This window comes from Rhizobium sp. SRDI943, assembly GCF_057653695.1.
Genome location: NZ_CM172787.1, coordinates 1,187,804 through 1,206,386, shown reverse-complemented (window position 1 = coordinate 1,206,386; position 18,583 = coordinate 1,187,804). Strand labels below are relative to the sequence as shown.

Sequence of the window (18,583 nt, the reverse complement as noted above, 5' to 3'; positions counted from 1 at the left end):
TTGTCGCAAAAGCGCGACAAAGAGCGTAGAGGGATTCTCCTGCAAAGCCGTTTGGGCGTGCAGGTGCTTTCAAGGGCAGGCATGAAACTACTCGAGACATACATATTGCGGCGCGTCGGCCAGATGTTTCTCGTGGCGCTCCTGCCCGTTCTGGCGATCATTTGGACGACTCAGGTTCTGCAGCGCATCAATCTGGTTACCGACAGCGGCCAGTCGATCGGCTCGTTCGCCAAGCTGGCGACGATGATCCTGCCGTCGATCATTCCCGTCGTGCTGCCCTTCGCTCTCGTTATCGCGATCACCCAGACGCTGACGACGATGAACAATGATTCCGAGCTGACCGTCATCGATGCGGCCGGGGCGCGGCGCAGCGTGCTGATCCGTCCGATCCTGCTGCTTGCCGCCGCCATCAGCGTCTTTTCATTCTTCGTCGACAACGTCGTCGAGCCGCGCGCAAAGACCGTCGTGCGCCAGATGATCGCCGAGACCTATGCTGACCTCCTCTCTTCGGTGATTGAGGAAAAGACCTTCCGCAAGCTCGATGAAGGCCTGTATGTGCAGATCTCGAAGCGGATGGCCGGCCGCATGCTGAAGGGCCTTTTCGTCGCCGACGAGCGCGACCCGGCCTACGAACTGATCTATTATGCGAAGGAAGGCGCCGTCGACGATACGGGCACGACGCTGATCATGCATGAGGGCGAAGTGCACCGCAAAACGCCCGATGGCAACGTCTCAGTCATCAATTTCGATTCCTATTCCTTCGACCTCTCGGACATGACGGAGAATCGCGGTCAGGCGACGCTGCGCGCCAGCGACCGTGACCTGTGGTTCCTGATCAATCCGGATCCGGCCGACAAGGACTATACGATCCGGCCGCAGAGCTACCGCGCCGAACTGCATCGGCGGCTGACCGACTGGATCCTGCCCGTCGTCTTTGCGCTGTTTTCGCTGGCGATCGCCGGCGATGCGCGCTCGCACCGCGAAGCGCGGCTGCATCCGATGGTGAGCGCTCTCGCCTATGCCTTCGCGATGCGATGGGCGGCCTTCTACGCGGCCAATCAGATCGATACCGACCCTGAATATATCGCCGTCCTCTACGCCATCCCGATCGTCAGCAGCATCGTCTCGATCGTCTTCCTCGGCCTGCACAAACGACTGGTCATGCCGTCGTTCATCCGGGACCGGATTTCGTCCTTCTGGAGAGGGATGCAGGAAAGGCTGCTTGCCGTGACCGGCAGGACCGGCGGGGGCGCTGCCCAATGATGTTCGGGACATTGTCGCGTTATTTCTTTCGCCGCTATCTGGTGACGACGGGCTGGTTCCTGATCGGCGTCTCGGCGATCTCCTTCCTCCTCGATTTCAGCGAGACGGCGGGCCGCATGTCCGGCCTCCCCGGCTACACGATCGGCGGCGGCGTCCTGATGACCGCCGTGCGCCTGCCGCTCATCCTGCAGCAGACGGTGCCGTTCATAGCTCTCTTCGTCGGCATGACGGTGCTGATCGGCCTCAACCGCAAATATGAACTCGTCGTCACGCGCGCAGCCGGCATTTCGGTCTGGCAGTTCATGTTCCCCTTCATCGCCGGCTCGCTGGTGCTCGGCCTGTTGACGATGGCGGCGCTGAACCCACTTGCCGCGTGGGGACAGCGCCAGGCGCTGCTGGTCGAATCCGACTGGCGCGGCGAGAACGCGGTTCTGCGCAAGGCACCGCAGATTCCGTGGCTGCGCCAGATCAGCGGCCGGGACGATGTCATCATCGGCGCCCAAACGGTCCAAGAGAGCGGAACCAAGCTGATCGACGCGGTGCTGATCCATTTCGATTCAAGCGGTCAGGTCATTCTGAGACAGGACGCCGCCACGGCAAAGTTGGAAGATGGTTACTGGCAACTTAACAACGTTGTCGAGCGCAAGCCTGGCGAAATCCCCGTGCGTAAAGCTTCGGTTCAACTTCGCACCAATCTGAAACAGGACTTCGTCCAGGAGCGGCTGACAGCGCCGGAAACAATTGGTTTCTTTGACCTTTCCAACCGGATTGCGGCGGCCAAATCCTTCGGCATCTCGACCAAGGCGCTGGAGACGCAATTCAACTCCCTGTTGTCCCAGCCATTGCTGCTGGTGGCCATGACTTTCATAGCCGCAACAGTGTCCCTAAAATTTAGCCGGTTCAACCAATCCCGCTCCGTGATTCTGGGTGGCATCCTTTCGGGCTTCATGCTTTATGTCATCACCGTGCTTGTAAAGGCATTCGGAAGCAGTGGAGTTGTGCCCCCCTTCGTGGCGACGTGGATACCGGTGGTCGTCGCGCTGGCCTTGGGTGCGACTATTCTGCTTCATCAGGAGGACGGCTAGTGGCGGCAGGCGACCGCAAGTATTTTATTAGTAAACAGCTGGTTGCCCTGCTTGTCGGCGCGACTCTATGTTCCTATTTCGGCAGCGTCCCGGCCTCTTACGGCCAGGCCAGCGCGCCTGAACAAAATATCGAGACGAAGATCCCCGAAGGGGCCAAGCTTCTGCTTTCGGCCAATGAACTGGTCTATAACCGTGACGCCGATCTGGTGTCGGCGGTCGGCGGCGTGCAGATCAACTATGGCGGCTATAAAATGGTCGCGCAGAAGGTCGAGTACAATCAGAAGACCGGCCGGATGATGGCGCTTGGCAATGTCGAGCTGGTCAGCCCGGACGGCAACCGTATCTATGCCGACAACCTTGATGTGACCGACAATTTTGCCGACGGGTTCCTGAACTCGTTGCGCATCGAGACCGCCGACAATACCCGCATCGTCGCCGAAAGCGGCGAGCGCGTCGGCGGCACGAAGATGATTCTCAACAAGGGCGTCTACACGGCCTGCCTTCCCTGCGCCGAAGATCCGAAGCGCGCGCCCTTCTGGCAGGTCAAGGCCCAGCGGGTGATCCAGAACGGCGAGACGCATACGATCCGTCTGGAGAGAGCGCGCTTCGAGTTGCTCGGCCATCCGATCGCCTTCCTGCCGTTCATCGAAGTTCCCGACAATACGGTGAAGCGCAAGTCGGGCTTTCTCTTCCCGACGATGAGCCTGTCGCAAAATCTCGGCTTCGGTCTTTCCGTTCCTTATTATTATGTGATCTCGCCGAGCATGGACGCGACGGTCACCGCGACGGGCTACACGGCCCAGGGCTTCCTCATCGAAGGCGAATTCCGCCAGCGCTTTGAAAATGGCACACATATCCTGCGCGTTGCCGGCATCGACCAGGCAAAGCCGGGCAATTTCAGCTCCGGCACCACCGATGCCGAAGCTAACCAGCGTGGCATGGTGGCATCGAAGGCCGAATTCCGCATCAATCCGCGCTGGACGTTCGGCTGGGACGTCATGATGCAGAGCGACAACAATTTCTCGAAAACGTACAAGCTGCGGGGCCTGACCGGTACGGATCGTACCAACCAGATCTACCTGACAGGGCTCGGGAAACGCAATTATTTCGACATGCGGGCGTTCTATTTCGACGTCCAGGATGCCGATCGGACGAATACCGCTGAAAAGCAGCAGGCGATCGTCTATCCGTCGCTCGATTACCACTATGTGGCGCCGCAGCCGCTTGCAGGCGGCGAACTGTCGGCGGACGTCAACCTGACGAATATTTCGCGCACCCATGACGACTTCTATACCGTCGACGGCTTCGACCGCTTCCGCGGCCTGAAGGGCCAGACCTCGCGGCTGACTGCCGAGCTGCAATGGAAGCGCACCTATGTCACGCCGACCGGCCTGGTGATCACGCCGCTGCTGGCCGCGCGCGGCGATGCCTTCGCGCTGAATATGGATGATCCTACAGGCTACACAGGCAACTATGTCGACGGCAATTCCGCCACCCGCTCGATGTTCACGGCCGGGCTGGAGATGCGTTATCCGATCCTGATGACGACGGACAATAGCACCCATATCCTCGAGCCGATCGCACAGATCTATGCCCGCCCCGACGAGCAGCTCGCAGGGCGCCTGCCGAACGAAGATGCGCAGAGCTTCGTCTTCGACGCCACCTCGCTGTTCGACCGCGACAAGTTCTCGGGCTACGACCGGATCGAAGGCGGTACCCGCGCCAATGTCGGCGTTCAGTACACCGGTACATTCGACAGCGGTTACAAGCTGCACGGCATCTTCGGCCAATCCTATCAGATCGCCGGCCAGAATTCGTTTGCGACCGATGACCTCGTCAATGTCGGTGCGGATTCGGGCCTTGAAACCGACCGCTCCGATTATGTCGGCCTTGGCGGCGTCGAAACACCGTACGGCGTTTCCGTCGCAGCCTCCTACCGCCTCGACGAGAAGGACTTCGAATTCCGCCGCGGCGACCTGACGACGGCCTACCAGAACGACACCTTCTCGACGCAGCTGACCTACACTCATCTTAGCGCTCAGCCGGCATATGGCTTCGCCGAGGACAATGACGAGATCCAGACCAACAGCAGGGTCAAGTTCAAGGATTACTGGTCCATCTTCGGCGGCATTGCCTGGGATCTGAACAATGATGTGATCAGCCGCCGGACGCTCGGCCTCTCTTATGAAGACGAATGCACGATCTTCACGATCGCCTATACGGACAGCAGGGATTCCGACGACGAGACGGCAAGCGACTGGACGATCGGCGCTCGGCTGACCTTCCGCACGCTCGGCGACATCAAGATCGGCACCGACACCCTGGAATGACTGACGGACGGCGCAAAGATGGGCTGAAGCCATTCTTTCGCCGTAAGCCTGTGCAGGACATTGCCGCCAGTCGATATCTGAGGCATAGGGGTTTCGCGCCGTGACGGAAGCGATTTCCGCGTGTCTCGCACTGTGGTAAGAACGCCGCGAACAACGTCTCGCGACGCTATCGGGAGGTCAACAGATGATTCACGCGAAAAATGCCATAACCAAGTTCCTCGCCGGGGCAGCGCTTGCATTGCTGACGGGCCTTGCCGGTCCAGCGCTTGCGGCCAGTGAAGTCAAGGCGGTGGTGAACGGCACGGCCATCACCAGCGGCGATGTCGCCAAGCGCCAGGCTTTCCTGCGCCTGCAGCATACGAAGGCCGATGCCAAGGCCGCCGAGGAGCAATTGATCGACGAGGCGCTCAAGCGGCAGGAAGTCACCCGCGTCCATATGTCGGTTTCGCAGCAGGACGTCGATGCGTCTTTCGCGCGCTTTTCCAGCGGCAACAAGCTTTCCCCTGAGCAGATGTCGCAGATCCTCGATCGCGCCGGCGTCGGCGTCGATCATTTCAAGGGTTTCATCGCCGTGCAGATGAGCTGGCCGCGTGTCGTCAACGCCCGCTACGGCTCGACCTCACGGCTGTCGAACTATGATCTCGTCTCGCGCATGATGCAGAACAACAAGCAGAAGCCGGTGACGACGGAATATATGCTGCAGCAGGTCATCTTCGTCATTCCGCAAGCCAAGCGCGGCGCCATCACCGGCAAGCGCAAGGGCGAGGCCGAGGCGTCGCGCTCCAAATTTCCGGGCTGCGATCAGGCAAAGGTGTTTGCCGCGACGATGCGCGACGTTTCCGTGCGCGATCTCGGCCGCATGCTCGCCCCCGAGATCCCGCCGGACTGGAAGCCGCTGGTCGAGCAGGCCAAGGGCAACACGACAGGGACCCGCGTCACCGACAAGGGCGTCGAATATCTGGCAATCTGCAGCCAGCGGCAGGTCTCCGACGACCAGGCCGCCGAGATGGTTTTCCGCCAGGAAGATCTCGACAAGTCCAAGGGTGGCAAGGACGCCAGCCCGGAAAACGAAAACAGCAAGAAATACCTGGATGAACTGCGCAAAAAGGCGCAGATCGCCTATCGCTGACCGACAATGGCGATACCGTTTTCGCGACCGCTTGCGCTGAGCCAGGGCGACCCCGCCGGCATCGGGCCGGATATTACTTTGACGGCCTGGCTGAGGCGGCGTGAACTCGGGCTGCCACCCTTCTTCCTGATCGGCGACCCCGATGTTCTGGCGCTGAGAGCCCGCCAGCTCAATCTGGCGGTTTCGATTCGCGAGACCGATAAAGCCAGCGAAGCCGCCGGGATTTTTGCCGACGCGCTGCCCGTCATGACCATACCTGCTGGTATCGAGGTCGTCGCCGGCGAACCGCATGAGGCGACGGCGAAAGGCACGATCGCGTCGATCGAGAAAGCCGTGTCGCTTGTCATCAGCGGCGAAGTGCTCGCGGTCGTCACCAATCCGATCGCCAAGGCCGTGCTTTACGAGGCAGGTTTCCGGTTTCCCGGCCATACCGAATTTCTCGCCGATCTCGCCGCCAGGGCGACCGGCCGGCCGGTGACACCTGTCATGATGCTGTCCGGACCGAAGCTCCGGGCCATTCCCGTCACCATCCACATTCCGATCCGGGACGTGCCGGCGGCGCTGACGGGCGAACTGATCATGGAAACCTGCCGGATCGCCCATGAAGACCTGAAGCAGCGCTTCGGCATCGAGGCACCGCGGCTCGCCGTTGCCGGCCTCAACCCGCATGCGGGCGAAGGCGGAGCGATCGGCACGGAGGACGAAGACGTCATCCGCCCGGCGATCGAGCGCCTGCGCGACGAGGGCATCGATGCGATCGGCCCCCTGCCCGCCGATACGATGTTTCATGACGAGGCGCGGTCGCGATACGACGTCGCCATCTGCATGTATCACGATCAGGCGCTGATCCCGGCCAAGGCACTTGGTTTCGACGACAGCGTCAACGTGACGCTCGGGCTGCCCTTCGTGCGCACCTCGCCGGATCACGGCACAGCTTTCGGCATTGCCGGCAAGGGACTGGCGCGCGAGCACAGCCTCGTCGCAGCGCTGAAGCTCGCCGCGCAACTCGGCCGCAGTGTGGAAAGCCGTCGCTGATGGCAGCACTCGATGGCCTGCCGCCGCTTCGCGACGTCATCCAGCGTCACGGCCTCGATGCGCGCAAGGCGCTCGGGCAAAATTTCCTGCTCGACCTCAACCTCACGCAGAAGATCGCCCGCACGGCGGGTACACTCGAAGAGGCGACCATCGTTGAGGTCGGCCCCGGCCCTGGCGGATTGACGCGGGCGATCCTGGCGCTCGGCGCCAGAAAGGTCATCGCCATCGAGCGGGATCCCCGCTGCCTGCCGGCACTCGCCGAGATCGCCGATCATTATCCCGGCCGGCTGGAGGTGATCGAAGGCGATGCGCTGAAGATTGATTTCGAGACCTTGGTCCCGGAAGGCCCGGTCAAGATCATCGCCAACCTGCCCTACAATGTCGGCACGCAGTTGCTGGTCAATTGGCTGCTGCCGAAAGCCTGGCCGCCGTTCTGGCAGTCGCTGACGCTGATGTTTCAGAAGGAAGTCGGCGAGCGTATCGTCGCCAACGAAGACGATGACCATTACGGCCGCCTGGGTGTGCTCTGCGGCTGGCGGACGGAGGCACGCATGGCCTTCGACGTGCCGCCGCAAGCCTTCACGCCGCCGCCGAAAGTGACGTCGACGGTCGTGCATCTCATACCCCGCGACACCCCCATCCCCTGCGCCGTCGCCAACCTGGAAAAGGTGACGCAGGCCGCCTTCGGCCAGCGCCGCAAGATGCTCCGTCAAAGCCTGAAACCGCTCGGCGGCGAGAGCCTGCTCGTCAAGGCCGGGATCGATCCGGCGCGGCGGGCTGAAACCTTGTCCGTCGAGGAATTCTGCCTTCTCGCGAACAGCCTGTAGGGCAACTCCAGCGAGGTGCGAGCGGTTTTCCCAGGAGTTTACTCTAAAGCGACGGCGTCTCTTCCAGCAACTCGCGGACGAAGTCGAACATGCCGTGGCGGCGGTCGCGACGCAGGCGTTCGGCCTTGACGATCGACTGGACGGCGTCGAGGGCGGCGTTGAGATCGTCATTGACGATGACATAGTCGTATTCGCGCCAGTGGGCGATCTCGGCGCGGCTGTTGGCGAGGCGCGTCTGGATGACCGCCTCGGAATCCTCGGCACGGCGATGCAGCCGCGACTGAAGCTCGGTCATGGTCGGCGGCAGCACGAAGATCGAGACGACGTCGGCCGACATCTTCTCCTGCAATTGCTGGGCGCCCTGCCAATCGATGTCGAAGAGCATGTCGCGGCCTTCGCCCATGGCCTGCTCGACCGGCTCGCGCGGCGTGCCGTAGAAATTGCCATGCACCTCGGCCCATTCGAGCAGCGCGTCGCTATCGCGCAGCCGCTCGAACTCGCGCACACTCTTGAAGTGGTAATGCACATCCTCGACTTCGCTCGGGCGGCGCTGGCGCGTGGTGACGCTGACGGAAAGGCCGATTTGCCTGTCGGTCTCCAGCAGCGTGCGCGCGATGGTGGACTTGCCGGCGCCCGACGGCGACGAGATGACAAGCATCAGACCGCGGCGGGCGATCTGCACGGGCGAGGATTTCGCCGGTTTCATGTCTTACTCCAAATTCTGGACCTGCTCGCGGAACTGGTCGATCACGACTTTCAGCTCGATGCCGGCAGCGGTGACCGCCGAAGCATTCGACTTCGAGCAGATGGTATTCGATTCGCGGTTAAATTCCTGTGCAAGGAAGTCCAGCCGGCGCCCGGCGGGGCCACCTTTCACCAGGAGATCGCGCGCTGCGGCGACATGAGCCTTCAGACGATCGATTTCCTCGCGCAGATCCGCCTTGGTCGCCAGTAGCGCGGCTTCGGCATGCAGCCTGTCGCGGTCGAGCGCGGCCATGCCGTCCATCAACAAGGCAACCTGCGCAGCAAGCCGCGCAGCGATCTCCCGCGGCGAGCGCGAGGGGTCGGCCTCGATCGTCCGTGTCAGGCCTTCGATCGTCGTGACGTGGTCGTGAAGAATGCGGGCCAGCGCCGACCCTTCCTGTTCGCGCATTGCTCTCAGATCGGCAAGCGCGGCCAGCAGGCCGGCAGCGATATCGGCGTCACGGGCGGCAAGCGCCTCCTCGCCATCCTCGCTTTCGCGGAATTCGACGATGCCGCGCACCAGAAGCAGCGTATCGAGCTTCAGCGGCGCCGGATCGATGACACCGTCCAACTGCTCGCGCATGGCCAGCACGGCAGCGAGCGCTTGCCTGTTCAGCACCGCCTCGAAACGGTTCTCGTCGGCGGTGACGGATAGCGATGCCTGCAGGTTGCCGCGGCTGAAGCTTTCGCCGGCGAGGCGGCGGACGTCTGCCTCCATGCGTTCGAGGCCGGGCGGCAGGCGCAAGCGCAGGTCGAGGCCCTTGCCGTTGACCGAGCGCAATTCCCATGCCCAGCGCCAGCGGCCGCTCGTTCCCTCGCGCCGCGCAAAACCGGTCATGGACTGCAAAGCCATGCGTGCCTCCCGAAAGTCTCAGTTGATCTTCTTTTTCTTCGGCGGCGCGACGGTCGCGCCACTATCCGCCGGCTGCTCTTCCGGCTGGCCGTCGACTGCGATGTTCGGGTCCGAACCCTTGTCGGCTTCGAGCTTGCGCCAGCGCTTGACGTTGGCATTGTGCTCCTCGAGCGTCGCAGCGAAAACATGGCCACCGGAGCCGTCGGCGACGAAATAGAGGTCCTGCGTCTTCCAGGGATTGGCGACGGCTTCCAGCGCATCCTTGCCGGGATTGGCGATCGGCGTCGGCGGCAGACCCTTGATGACATAGGTGTTGTAAGGTGTATCCCGCTTCAGGTCCGACTGGTAGATCGGCCGGTCGGCCGGTTTGCCCTCGCCGCCGAAGAGGCCGTAGATGATCGTCGGGTCGGACTGCAGGCGCATGCCCTTGCCGATCCGGTTCAGGAAAACGGAGGCGACGTGGGCTCGCTCGTCGGGAACGCCGGTTTCCTTTTCGACGATCGAGGCGAGTGTCACGAATTCTTCCTTGGACCGCAGCGGCAGCGACGAGTCGCGCTTGTCCCAGATCTGATCGACGAGCTTCTGCTGCGCAGCCGTCATCTGTTCGATGATTTCCGAGCGCTTGGTGCCGCGCGAGAATTTGTAGGTATCCGGACGCAGGCTACCCTCGGTCGGCAATGCCGCCGGCAAGTCGCCTTCCAGCACGGTATCCTGCAGCATGCGGTCGAACATCTGTCGGACCGTCAGTCCCTCAGGGAAGGAAACGGAATAGAGAATGGACTTGCCCGATTTCAGCAGCTCCATGATATCTCTCATGGATGCCCTCGCCTTGATCTCGTATTCACCCGCCTTGAGGCTCTCACCGGCAGAAAGATGCGTTGCCGTGAGATAGCGGAAGATGCGGGCATCGCTGATGATCGCGTTGCGCTCGAGGTTCGAGGCGATTTCGGTCAGACCAGCGCCGTTGCGGACGATAAAATTGGTGTTGGTCTGCAGCGGACCGGGATTCCGATAGGTCGATGTGGCGTAGTAGAAGCCGATGATGGCGACGACACAGACCAGAACCGCCAACGTCATGATGAAGTTCAGGAAAAGAACGACCTGGCCGCGGGCTTTCTTGGACCGCTTCGGCGGCTCCGGAACGCGTTCCGGACGCAGGGCTTCGCTCGGCGACTTCGGGATGATCGGTCCCTTCTGCGCCTGGGTATCGTTGCTCTGGTTCGTCGTATCGCTCACCGGCAATCCTCTAAAACTTGACCCTCACTTCGCTATTTCGCGAAGCAATGCGGCAAAAGCAGGTTCTGCCGCCGTTCAACGACGCCGCTGCCGGTCGTTATGCTTTCGCACGCCCTGCCACGCAACGTAGAGGACGGCCGGCCTGCGGTGCAAGGGAGACCCATTACACCGCTTGCAGGACTCTTATTGCGCGTAGCGGCGCAGTACGAGCGACGCGTTCGTGCCGCCGAATCCGAACGAGTTGGACAGCGCCACATTGATTTCCCGCTCACGCGCCTTGTGCGGGACAAGGTCGATCGCCGTCTCACGTTCGGGATTGTCGAGATTGAGCGTCGGCGGCGCGATATTGTCGCGAATGGCGAGCGTGGTGAAGATCGCCTCGATGGCGCCGGCTGCACCGAGAAGGTGTCCTGTCGCCGACTTAGTCGAGGACATGGAGATCTTCGACGCCGCATTGCCGACCAGCCGCTCGACGGCGCCGAGTTCGATCGTGTCGGCCATGGTCGAGGTACCGTGGGCATTGATGTAGTCGATATCAGCCGGCGTCAGCCCGGCGCGCTTCAGCGCCATCGCCATGCAGCGACCGGCGCCCTCGCCGTCTTCGGACGGCGCGGTGATGTGATAGGCATCGCCCGACAGGCCGTAGCCGACGATTTCGGCGTAGATCCTGGCGCCGCGCGCCTTGGCATGTTCCAGTTCCTCAAGCACGACAATGCCGGCACCCTCGCCCATGACGAAGCCGTCGCGGTCGCGATCATAGGGGCGCGACGCTTTCTTCGGGTCGTCATTGTGTTGGGTCGACAGCGCCTTGCAGGCGGCAAAACCTGCAAGCGAAATGCGGCTGACAGGGGATTCCGTGCCGCCGGCGACCATGACGTCGGCATCACCCAGCGCAATCAGCCGCGCTGCATCGCCGATCGCATGCGCACCCGTCGAGCAGGCGGTGACGACCGAATGATTGGGTCCGCGCAGCTTGTGGCGGATCGAGACCTGGCCGGAGACGAGGTTGATCAGGCGGCCGGGAATGAAGAAAGGGGAGATACGGCGCGGGCCCTTGTCGCGCAGGGTGTAACCCGCCTCGACGATGCCTTCGATGCCGCCGATGCCGGAGCCGATCAGCACGCCGGTGGCGATCTGGTCCTCATCGGTTTCAGGATGCCAGCCGGCATCGGCAAGCGCCATGTCGGCGGCGGCCATGCCGTAGATGATGAAGGGATCGACCTTGCGCTGCTCCTTCGGCTCCATCCACTGATCGACATTGAAGGTGCCGTCGGTGCCGTCACCGATAGGAATACGGCAGGCGATCTTGGCGGGAAGGTCATCGACCTCGAATTCGGTGACGAGGCGGGCGCCGTTCTGACCGGCAAGCAGCCGGGACCACGTCACCTCGGTTCCGCATCCCAAGGGTGATACCATGCCGGTACCGGTGATGACGACACGTCTCATCGCGTGCTTTCCCCCGTCTCTTATGTTCTATGGAGAAATATGCCGAAAAGAAAAGGGCGGACTCCAGGCCCGCCCTTTCTCAAATTCACAGGATCAGGCCTGGGCCTTCTCAATGAACTTCACTGCATCGCCGACCGTCAGGATCGAGTCGGCAGCGTCGTCAGGAATTTCAACGCCGAATTCTTCTTCGAAAGCCATGACAAGTTCGACCGTGTCGAGCGAGTCAGCGCCCAGATCGTCGATAAAGCTGGCGCTCTCGACGACCTTGTCGGCATCAACGCCAAGATGATCAATAACAATTTTCTTTACGCGTTCTGCGATATCGCTCATGTCGGTTTCCTCGACCTTATGTCCTGATCGGAATGCCATCGCGGCACCCCTACCCTGTTTCAGCCTGCGATGTTTTCAGACATCCTCGGCAAACTCGTTTACCCGGCTTCAGAGATGTCCCAGGCTTGCAAAAAGCCCGCCGGTCCGTCTGCTTTCTCGGGACGACTGTTCACAGTCATGGCCCGCTTAACATGCTTTATGTCTGCCGCAAAGCCAGAAAATCAACGGTTCGTGATTGCTCAACATCCTATTGGCGGAAATATTCCCATGCCAGCGGTTTGTCGTTTCAGATCATCGCCATGCCGCCGTTTACGTGCAGCGTCTGGCCCGTCATATAGGCAGCCTCGGAGGACGCAAGGTAAGCAACCGCCGAAGCGACTTCGCCACCCGTGCCCATGCGCTTCATCGGGATCGCCCCCATGATCGCTTCCTTCTGCTTATCGTTCAGCTTGCCGGTCATGGCGCTCTCGATGAAACCGGGTGCCACGCAGTTGACCGTCACGTTGCGGGTGGCAATTTCCTGCGCCAAAGACTTGGTGAAGCCGATCATGCCGGCCTTGGAGGCGCAGTAATTGGCCTGGCCCGGATTGCCGGTGACGCCGACGACGGAAGTGATGTTGATGATGCGGCCATAGCGGCGGCGCATCATCGGATGCGTCAATTCGCGCGTCAGGCGGAAGGTCGCTGTCAGGTTCACTTCGATGACGCTGTCCCAGTCCTCGTCGCTCATGCGCACGAAGAGGCCGTCGCGGGTGATGCCGGCGTTGTTGACGAGGATGTCGACGCCTTCGAGATCGGCCTCGGCTTTCTGGCCGAGCGCCTTGACCTCATCGCGGTCGGACAGGTTCGCCGGGAAGATCTTGACGCGCTCGCCGAGATCGGCGGCCAGCGCTTCCAGCTTCTCGACGCGGGTGCCATGCAGGCCGACGACGGCGCCCTGCTTATGAAGAAGGCGGGCGATTTCCTCGCCGATACCGCCCGATGCGCCGGTGACGAGAGCCTTGCGGCCGGAAAGATCGAGCATGGAAACGTTCCTTATATAAGGGACACCAAATCCGGTGTCCGGAGATACCAATCAGGCCATGAGGGCGGCGACGGCCGCGTCGATATCCGCCGGACCGTTGACGGAGATGCCGTTGATCGTCTTGTCGATGCGGCGGGCAAGGCCGGTCAGCACCTTGCCGGAGCCGAGTTCGTAAAGCGTCGTGATGCCATTTCCAGCGAACCATTCCACCGTCTCGCGCCAGCGGACCTGGCCGGTCACCTGCTCGACGAGGAGGTTCGCGATTTCGTCGGCGCTCGTCACCGGGGCGGCACGGACATTGGCGATGACAGGCACGACGGGATCGGACTTGGCGACTTTTGCCAGCGCCTCGCGCATGGCGTCGGCGGCAGGCGCCATCAGCGCCGAATGGAAGGGAGCGGAGACCGGCAGCAGAATGGCACGCTTGGCGCCCTTGTCGGTCGCAAGGCCGGCCGCTTTTTCGACGGCTGCCTTCTCGCCCGAGATGACGATCTGGCCGCCGCCATTGTCGTTGGCGATCTGGCAGGCGCCGACAGCGGTGGCTGCCTCGCAGACGGCAACGACGTCGGCATGTTCGAGGCCGATGATTGCAGCCATGGCGCCGACGCCGACGGGGACGGCTGCCTGCATGGCATTGCCGCGGATACGCAACAGCCGCGCGGTGTCGGCGAGCGAAAAGGTGCCGGCGGCACACAGTGCCGAATATTCGCCGAGCGAGTGGCCGGCGACGTAGGCGACCTTGGACTTCAGATCCAGCCCTTTGGCTTCGAGAACGCGGACGACGGCGATGGAGACGGCCATCAGCGCCGGCTGGGCGTTCGCCGTCAAGGTCAACGTATCCTCGGGACCGTTGAACATGACGTCCGAAAGCTTTTCACCGAGCGCCTCATCGACCTCATCGAAGACGGCGCGGGCTTCGGCGAAATTCTCGGCGAGATCCTTGCCCATGCCGACGGCCTGACTGCCCTGACCGGGAAAAGTGAAAGCAATGGTCATTCTCATATTCCCTGGCTCATGCCCCTGAATACGCCCCTTGAGGCTGTTTTGCCTCCAATTGACATTCTTTCCGGCAGAGTCAAGTGGCGGCTCATTCTGCGCAAAGCCTTTTGCACTGGCGCAAATGCCCGGTTTTTGCTCTTGCGCTCCGCCAAATCCAGCCTAGATTTGCGCGAACCCTCCCAAGGCTGTCACCTCTCTCCCAAGGTTTTTCCATGAAGTACAATTCGCTAGGCCGCACCGAGATTTCCGTTTCAGAGATTTGCCTTGGCACCATGACCTGGGGTTCGCAGAACAGCGAAGCCGATGCTCATGCGCAGATGGACTACGCCGTCGAAAAGGGCGTCAATTTCTTCGATACGGCCGAACTTTATCCGACCACCCCGATTTCGGCCGCTACGCAGGGCTGGACGGAAGACTATATCGGCACCTGGTTCAAGAAGACCGGCAAGCGCGGCGATATCGTGCTCGCCACCAAGGTCGCCGGCCGCGGCCGCGACTATATACGTGGTGGCGAAGGTGCCGATGCAAAGAATATCCGCCTGGCGCTCGAAGCCAGCCTGGCGCGGCTGAAGACGGATTACGTCGACCTCTACCAGATCCACTGGCCGAACCGCGGCCATTTCCATTTCCGTCAGAACTGGAGCTACAATCCCTTCAACCAGAACCGCGACGAGGCCGTCGCCAATATGCTCGACATCCTGGAAACGCTTGGCGTGCTGGTGAAGGAAGGCAAGATCCGCGCGATCGGCCTTTCCAACGAAACCACCTGGGGCATACAGAAATATCTGACGCTCGCCGAACAGAAGAGCCTGCCGCGGGTCGCCTGCGTCCAGAACGAATACAACTTGCTCTACCGCCATTTCGACCTCGATCTCGCCGAACTCTCGCATCATGAGGATGTCGGGCTGCTCGCCTATTCTCCGCTCGCCGGCGGCATCCTCTCCGGAAAATATGTCGATGGCGGCAGGCCGAAGGGTTCGCGCGGCTCGATCAACCACGATATCGGCGGTCGCCTGCAGCCGCTACAGGAGCCGGCGACCAAAGCCTATCTGGAGATCGCTGCAACATACCGCCTCGACCCGGCAGCAATGGCGCTCGCCTTCTGCCTTTCCAGGCCCTTCATGGCCTCGGCCATCATCGGCGCGACCTCGATGGAGCAGTTGAAAATCGATATCGGCGCGGCCGACATTACGCTTTCGAACGAGATCCTGGCGGAAATCGCCAAGGTGCACCGGCAGTATCCGCTGACGCTTTGATCCTATTTGTTTGGCGCCTGCCCGATGCCGACCATTGGCCGGCATCGGGTTCGGGTGTCCGATTGCGCTTGCCTTTGCCCAAAAAATCCGTATAAGCCGCCCTGTTCGTTAACCCGGTCTTCTGGCTGGTGGCTGAACGGAGGGCCGGTTTCTTCACGGAAATCGTTCGGAACGGAAGCGTTCCAGCCTCCCGTGTCTCCGCTCTCGACCGTCTCGGAAACGCTTTCTTGCCTGGGTCCGCCCAATCAGGAGCAGTCGTTGAGGCTTAGCCGCCGAATATCGGGTTGAACCAAACGCAAGAAAGGCAAAGCTGTCATGGCTCTTTATGAACATGTATTCCTTGCCCGGCAGGATATTTCCGCTCAGCAGGTCGATGCCCTCGTAGAACAGTACAAGGGTGTGATCGAAGCGAATGGCGGTAAGGTCGGGCGTATCGAGAACTGGGGCCTCAAGTCCCTCACCTACCGCATCAAGAAGAACCGCAAGGCGCACTACGCCCTGATGGACATCGATGCACCGGCTGCTGCCGTCCAGGAAATGGAACGTCAGATGCGCATCAGCGAAGACGTTCTTCGCTACATGACGATCGCCGTCGAGAAGCATGAAGAAGGTCCGTCTGCCATGATGCAGAAGCGCGACCGTGACGACCGTCCGCGCGAAGGCGGCCGTGGCCCGCGTGAAGGCGGCTTCGGTGATCGTGACCGCGGCCCGCGTCCGCCGCGTGAAGGTGGCTTCGGCGACCGTGACGACCGTCCGCGCCGTCCGCGCGAAGACCGTGTATAAGGGAGATCTGAGATATGTCTGAAACTTCCTCCGCTCCGGTCCGCCGCCCGTTCCATCGCCGCCGCAAGACCTGCCCGTTCTCCGGCGCCAACGCACCGCGGATCGACTACAAGGACGTACGCCTGCTGCAGCGCTACATTTCTGAGCGCGGCAAGATCGTTCCGTCCCGCATCACGGCCGTTTCCCAGAAGAAGCAGCGCGAACTCGCTCAGGCGATCAAGCGCGCCCGTTTCCTCGGCCTGCTGCCCTACGTCGTCGCCTAATCGGTCGACGCCGACACCTTTGAGGGAAGGCATTCGTGCCTTCCCTTTCCCTTCCGCGATGGGCGCGGATCGGAACTCTTAAAACCCATGTTGAGACGTTTCTGAATTTGATTCAGCAACATCCTCTAACTGCTTGATGAAGCAGGACAGCGACCTTGAAACGACCGAACAATAAAACGCTGCTGATCGGCGCACTCGCCGGATTGACCGCCGCCCTGCTGGTGCTGGGCGCGAGCATGCAGCCGTCGTTTTTCAGCGCGCTTCTCTATACGGCCTCGGCGCTGCCGATCCTGATCGTCGGGCTCGGCTGGGGCAATGCCGCCGCGGTCTCGGCCGTCGTCACCGCCGCGGCGCTGGGCGCGATCTTGATCTCGCCTTCCTTCGCGCTGATCATGACGATGGTGACGCTGCTGCCGGCCGGTTGGCTGAGCCATCTCGCCAATCTGGCGCGTCCGGCCGCCGAACTCGGTGGGCCCGACCATCTGCTTGCCTGGTATCCGCTCTCCGATATCCTGCTGCATCTCTGCGGTCTGGTGACGCTCGCCGTCATCGTCATCGGTGTGATCATCGGCTACGGCCCGGAGATCACCGATCCGATCGTCGATCTGCTGATCACCTCGCTCAAGCAGCAGCAGCCGGAATTCATGCCCGATCCGGCAGCGACCGCGCAGACCAAGTCGCTGATCCTGCTGATGCTGCCGGCTTTGCAGGGCGGCATGTGGGTCAGCATGCTGTTTGCTGCCTATTATTTCGCCGTACGCATCGTTGCAGCCTCCGGCCGCGGCCTTCGTCCGCGCGAGGATATTCCCTCGTCGCTGCGGATGAACCGCAACTCGATCTTCATCTTCCTGGCCGGGCTTGCCGCCTGCTTTTTCGGCGGCGTTCCGGCGCTGGTCGGTGCGACCGTGATCGGCGCCTTCGGCGCCGGCTTCATGCTTTCCGGTTTCGCCTCGCTGCATTTCCGCACCCGCGGCAAGGACTGGCGCATACCGGCCCTCATCCTCTGCTATCTGGCCTCGATGCTCATGCTGCTGCCAGCTCTCCTCATCCTCGTTCTCGGTCTCAGCGATACGCGCAAGGCGATCGCACTGACCCCGACGAAAGATGCTGATGCCCCCAAACAATCCGATACGAAAATCTGAGACACAAGAAAGGAAAAAGAAAATGCAAGTCATCCTTCTCGAACGCATTTCCAAGCTCGGCCAGATGGGCGAAACCGTAAAGGTTCGCGACGGCTTTGCCCGCAACTACCTGCTGCCGCTCGGCAAGGCGCTGCGCGCCAACGCCGCCAACAAGACCCGCTTCGAAGCCGAGCGCGCGACGCTCGAAGCCCGCAACCTCGAGCGCAAGTCGGAAGCCCAGACGGTCGCCGACGTTCTCGACGGCAAGTCCTTCATCGTCGTGCGCTCCGCCGGCGAAACCGGCCAGCTCTACGGTTCGGTTGCTGCCCGTGACGTCGTCGATATTCTCGGCGCCGAAGGCTTCAACATCGGCCGCAACCAGGTTCACCTCAACACGCCGATCAAGTCGATCGGCCTGCACAAGGTCGAGCTGCAGCTGCATGCCGAAGTCGAAATCCACGTCGAGCTGAACGTTGCCCGTTCTGCCGACGAGGCAGAGCGCCAGTCCAAGGGCGAAGAACTCACCTCGGTCGACGCGATCTACGGCGTCGACGAAGACGCGCTGCGTCCGGAAGACTTCTTCGATCCGGAAGCTGACGGCGTCGACGAAGACGAAGCATAATTTCGTCGGAGCGATCCGCGAGAGAGAAGCCCGGCCACCGCGCCGGGCTTTTTCGTTTCCACCCCTTCGATGTGAGCTGCCGAGCGGTTCGCTTTTTAAGGGGATCTTCCGGATGTTTTTGCTGCGTGCCTTATCGCATCGCGCTAAAATAACATTCTCCGAAGCGGATGGGCTGAGTCGGCGCCATACCGTGTCGTGCGGGTGACACTGCCAGTATTTCTCCTTTGTGTCGCCCAA

At 61.7% G+C, this 18,583-nt stretch carries 18 protein-coding genes; 11 read left to right on the top strand and 7 right to left on the bottom strand.

Going from position 1 to position 18,583, the window contains the following annotated elements; all coding sequences use genetic code 11:
- Positions 1-81: 81 nt before the first annotated feature.
- The 6 genes from lptF (at position 82) to rsmA (ending at position 7,669) form a co-directional block, all read left to right on the top strand.
- Positions 82-1,263 carry an LPS export ABC transporter permease LptF gene (lptF, locus tag AC245Y_RS06140; RefSeq protein ID WP_012756839.1) on the top strand — a complete coding sequence of 394 codons (1,182 nt, stop codon included), beginning with the start codon at positions 82-84 and terminating at the stop codon, positions 1,261-1,263.
- Complete coding sequence (gene lptG, locus AC245Y_RS06135) at positions 1,260-2,348, top strand: LPS export ABC transporter permease LptG (protein ID WP_012756838.1); 1,089 nt, start codon at positions 1,260-1,262, stop codon at positions 2,346-2,348. Before lptF ends, lptG begins: the two co-directional genes overlap by 4 nt.
- Complete coding sequence (locus AC245Y_RS06130) at positions 2,348-4,678, top strand: LPS-assembly protein LptD (protein WP_017993533.1); 2,331 nt, start codon at positions 2,348-2,350, stop codon at positions 4,676-4,678. The genes lptG and AC245Y_RS06130 overlap by 1 nt, the downstream gene beginning before the upstream one ends.
- A 184-nt stretch (positions 4,679-4,862) precedes the next feature.
- Positions 4,863-5,807, top strand: coding sequence for a SurA N-terminal domain-containing protein (locus tag AC245Y_RS06125; RefSeq protein ID WP_017993532.1), 945 nt, complete (start codon positions 4,863-4,865; stop codon positions 5,805-5,807).
- 6 nt (positions 5,808-5,813) lie between these two features.
- Positions 5,814-6,842, top strand: a complete 1,029-nt coding sequence (gene pdxA / locus AC245Y_RS06120) for a 4-hydroxythreonine-4-phosphate dehydrogenase PdxA (RefSeq protein ID WP_017993531.1) — start codon at positions 5,814-5,816, stop codon at positions 6,840-6,842.
- Complete coding sequence (gene rsmA, locus AC245Y_RS06115; protein ID WP_017993530.1) at positions 6,842-7,669, top strand: 16S rRNA (adenine(1518)-N(6)/adenine(1519)-N(6))-dimethyltransferase RsmA; 828 nt, start codon at positions 6,842-6,844, stop codon at positions 7,667-7,669. The genes pdxA and rsmA overlap by 1 nt, the downstream gene beginning before the upstream one ends.
- Positions 7,670-7,712: 43 nt before the next feature.
- Here rsmA and gmk read toward each other — a convergent pair whose 3' ends face one another.
- The 7 genes from gmk to fabD all read right to left on the bottom strand — a co-directional run bounded on the left by gmk (position 7,713) and on the right by fabD (position 14,298).
- Positions 7,713-8,375 carry a guanylate kinase gene (gene gmk / locus AC245Y_RS06110; protein WP_017993529.1) on the bottom strand — a complete coding sequence of 221 codons (663 nt, stop codon included), beginning with the start codon at positions 8,373-8,375 and terminating at the stop codon, positions 7,713-7,715.
- Between the two features lie 3 nt (positions 8,376-8,378).
- Complete coding sequence (locus AC245Y_RS06105; RefSeq protein WP_017993528.1) at positions 8,379-9,266, bottom strand: YicC/YloC family endoribonuclease; 888 nt, start codon at positions 9,264-9,266, stop codon at positions 8,379-8,381.
- A gap of 18 nt (positions 9,267-9,284) precedes the next feature.
- Positions 9,285-10,502 (bottom strand): endolytic transglycosylase MltG, encoded by a 1,218-nt coding sequence (gene mltG, locus AC245Y_RS06100; RefSeq protein WP_020486945.1) that lies wholly within the window; start codon positions 10,500-10,502, stop codon positions 9,285-9,287.
- Positions 10,503-10,685: 183 nt separating this feature from the next.
- Complete coding sequence (gene fabF, locus AC245Y_RS06095; RefSeq protein WP_003558188.1) at positions 10,686-11,948, bottom strand: beta-ketoacyl-ACP synthase II; 1,263 nt, start codon at positions 11,946-11,948, stop codon at positions 10,686-10,688.
- Between the two features lie 93 nt (positions 11,949-12,041).
- Complete coding sequence (locus tag AC245Y_RS06090) at positions 12,042-12,278, bottom strand: acyl carrier protein (RefSeq protein WP_003547058.1); 237 nt, start codon at positions 12,276-12,278, stop codon at positions 12,042-12,044.
- 286 nt (positions 12,279-12,564) lie between these two features.
- Complete coding sequence (fabG, locus tag AC245Y_RS06085) at positions 12,565-13,302, bottom strand: 3-oxoacyl-[acyl-carrier-protein] reductase (RefSeq protein ID WP_003547046.1); 738 nt, start codon at positions 13,300-13,302, stop codon at positions 12,565-12,567.
- Between the two features lie 51 nt (positions 13,303-13,353).
- Positions 13,354-14,298, bottom strand: a complete 945-nt coding sequence (gene fabD, locus AC245Y_RS06080; RefSeq protein WP_017993526.1) for an ACP S-malonyltransferase — start codon at positions 14,296-14,298, stop codon at positions 13,354-13,356.
- Positions 14,299-14,513: 215 nt separating this feature from the next.
- Here fabD and AC245Y_RS06075 point away from each other — a divergent pair, with 215 nt between their 5' ends.
- The 5 genes from AC245Y_RS06075 (at position 14,514) to rplI (ending at position 18,346) form a co-directional block, all read left to right on the top strand.
- On the top strand, positions 14,514-15,557 hold the full coding sequence (locus AC245Y_RS06075) for an aldo/keto reductase (RefSeq protein ID WP_017993525.1): 1,044 nt from the start codon (positions 14,514-14,516) through the stop codon (positions 15,555-15,557).
- 315 nt (positions 15,558-15,872) lie between these two features.
- On the top strand, positions 15,873-16,340 hold the full coding sequence (gene rpsF / locus AC245Y_RS06070) for a 30S ribosomal protein S6 (protein WP_003547040.1): 468 nt from the start codon (positions 15,873-15,875) through the stop codon (positions 16,338-16,340).
- Positions 16,341-16,354: 14 nt separating this feature from the next.
- The gene (gene rpsR, locus AC245Y_RS06065) at positions 16,355-16,603 is read left to right on the top strand and encodes a 30S ribosomal protein S18 (RefSeq protein ID WP_003547038.1); all 249 of its coding nucleotides are present in this window, start codon (positions 16,355-16,357) and stop codon (positions 16,601-16,603) included.
- 155 nt (positions 16,604-16,758) lie between these two features.
- On the top strand, positions 16,759-17,745 hold the full coding sequence (locus tag AC245Y_RS06060) for a hypothetical protein (RefSeq protein ID WP_017993524.1): 987 nt from the start codon (positions 16,759-16,761) through the stop codon (positions 17,743-17,745).
- A gap of 22 nt (positions 17,746-17,767) precedes the next feature.
- Positions 17,768-18,346, top strand: coding sequence for a 50S ribosomal protein L9 (gene rplI / locus AC245Y_RS06055; protein WP_012756828.1), 579 nt, complete (start codon positions 17,768-17,770; stop codon positions 18,344-18,346).
- The last annotated feature ends 237 nt before the right edge of the window (positions 18,347-18,583 follow it).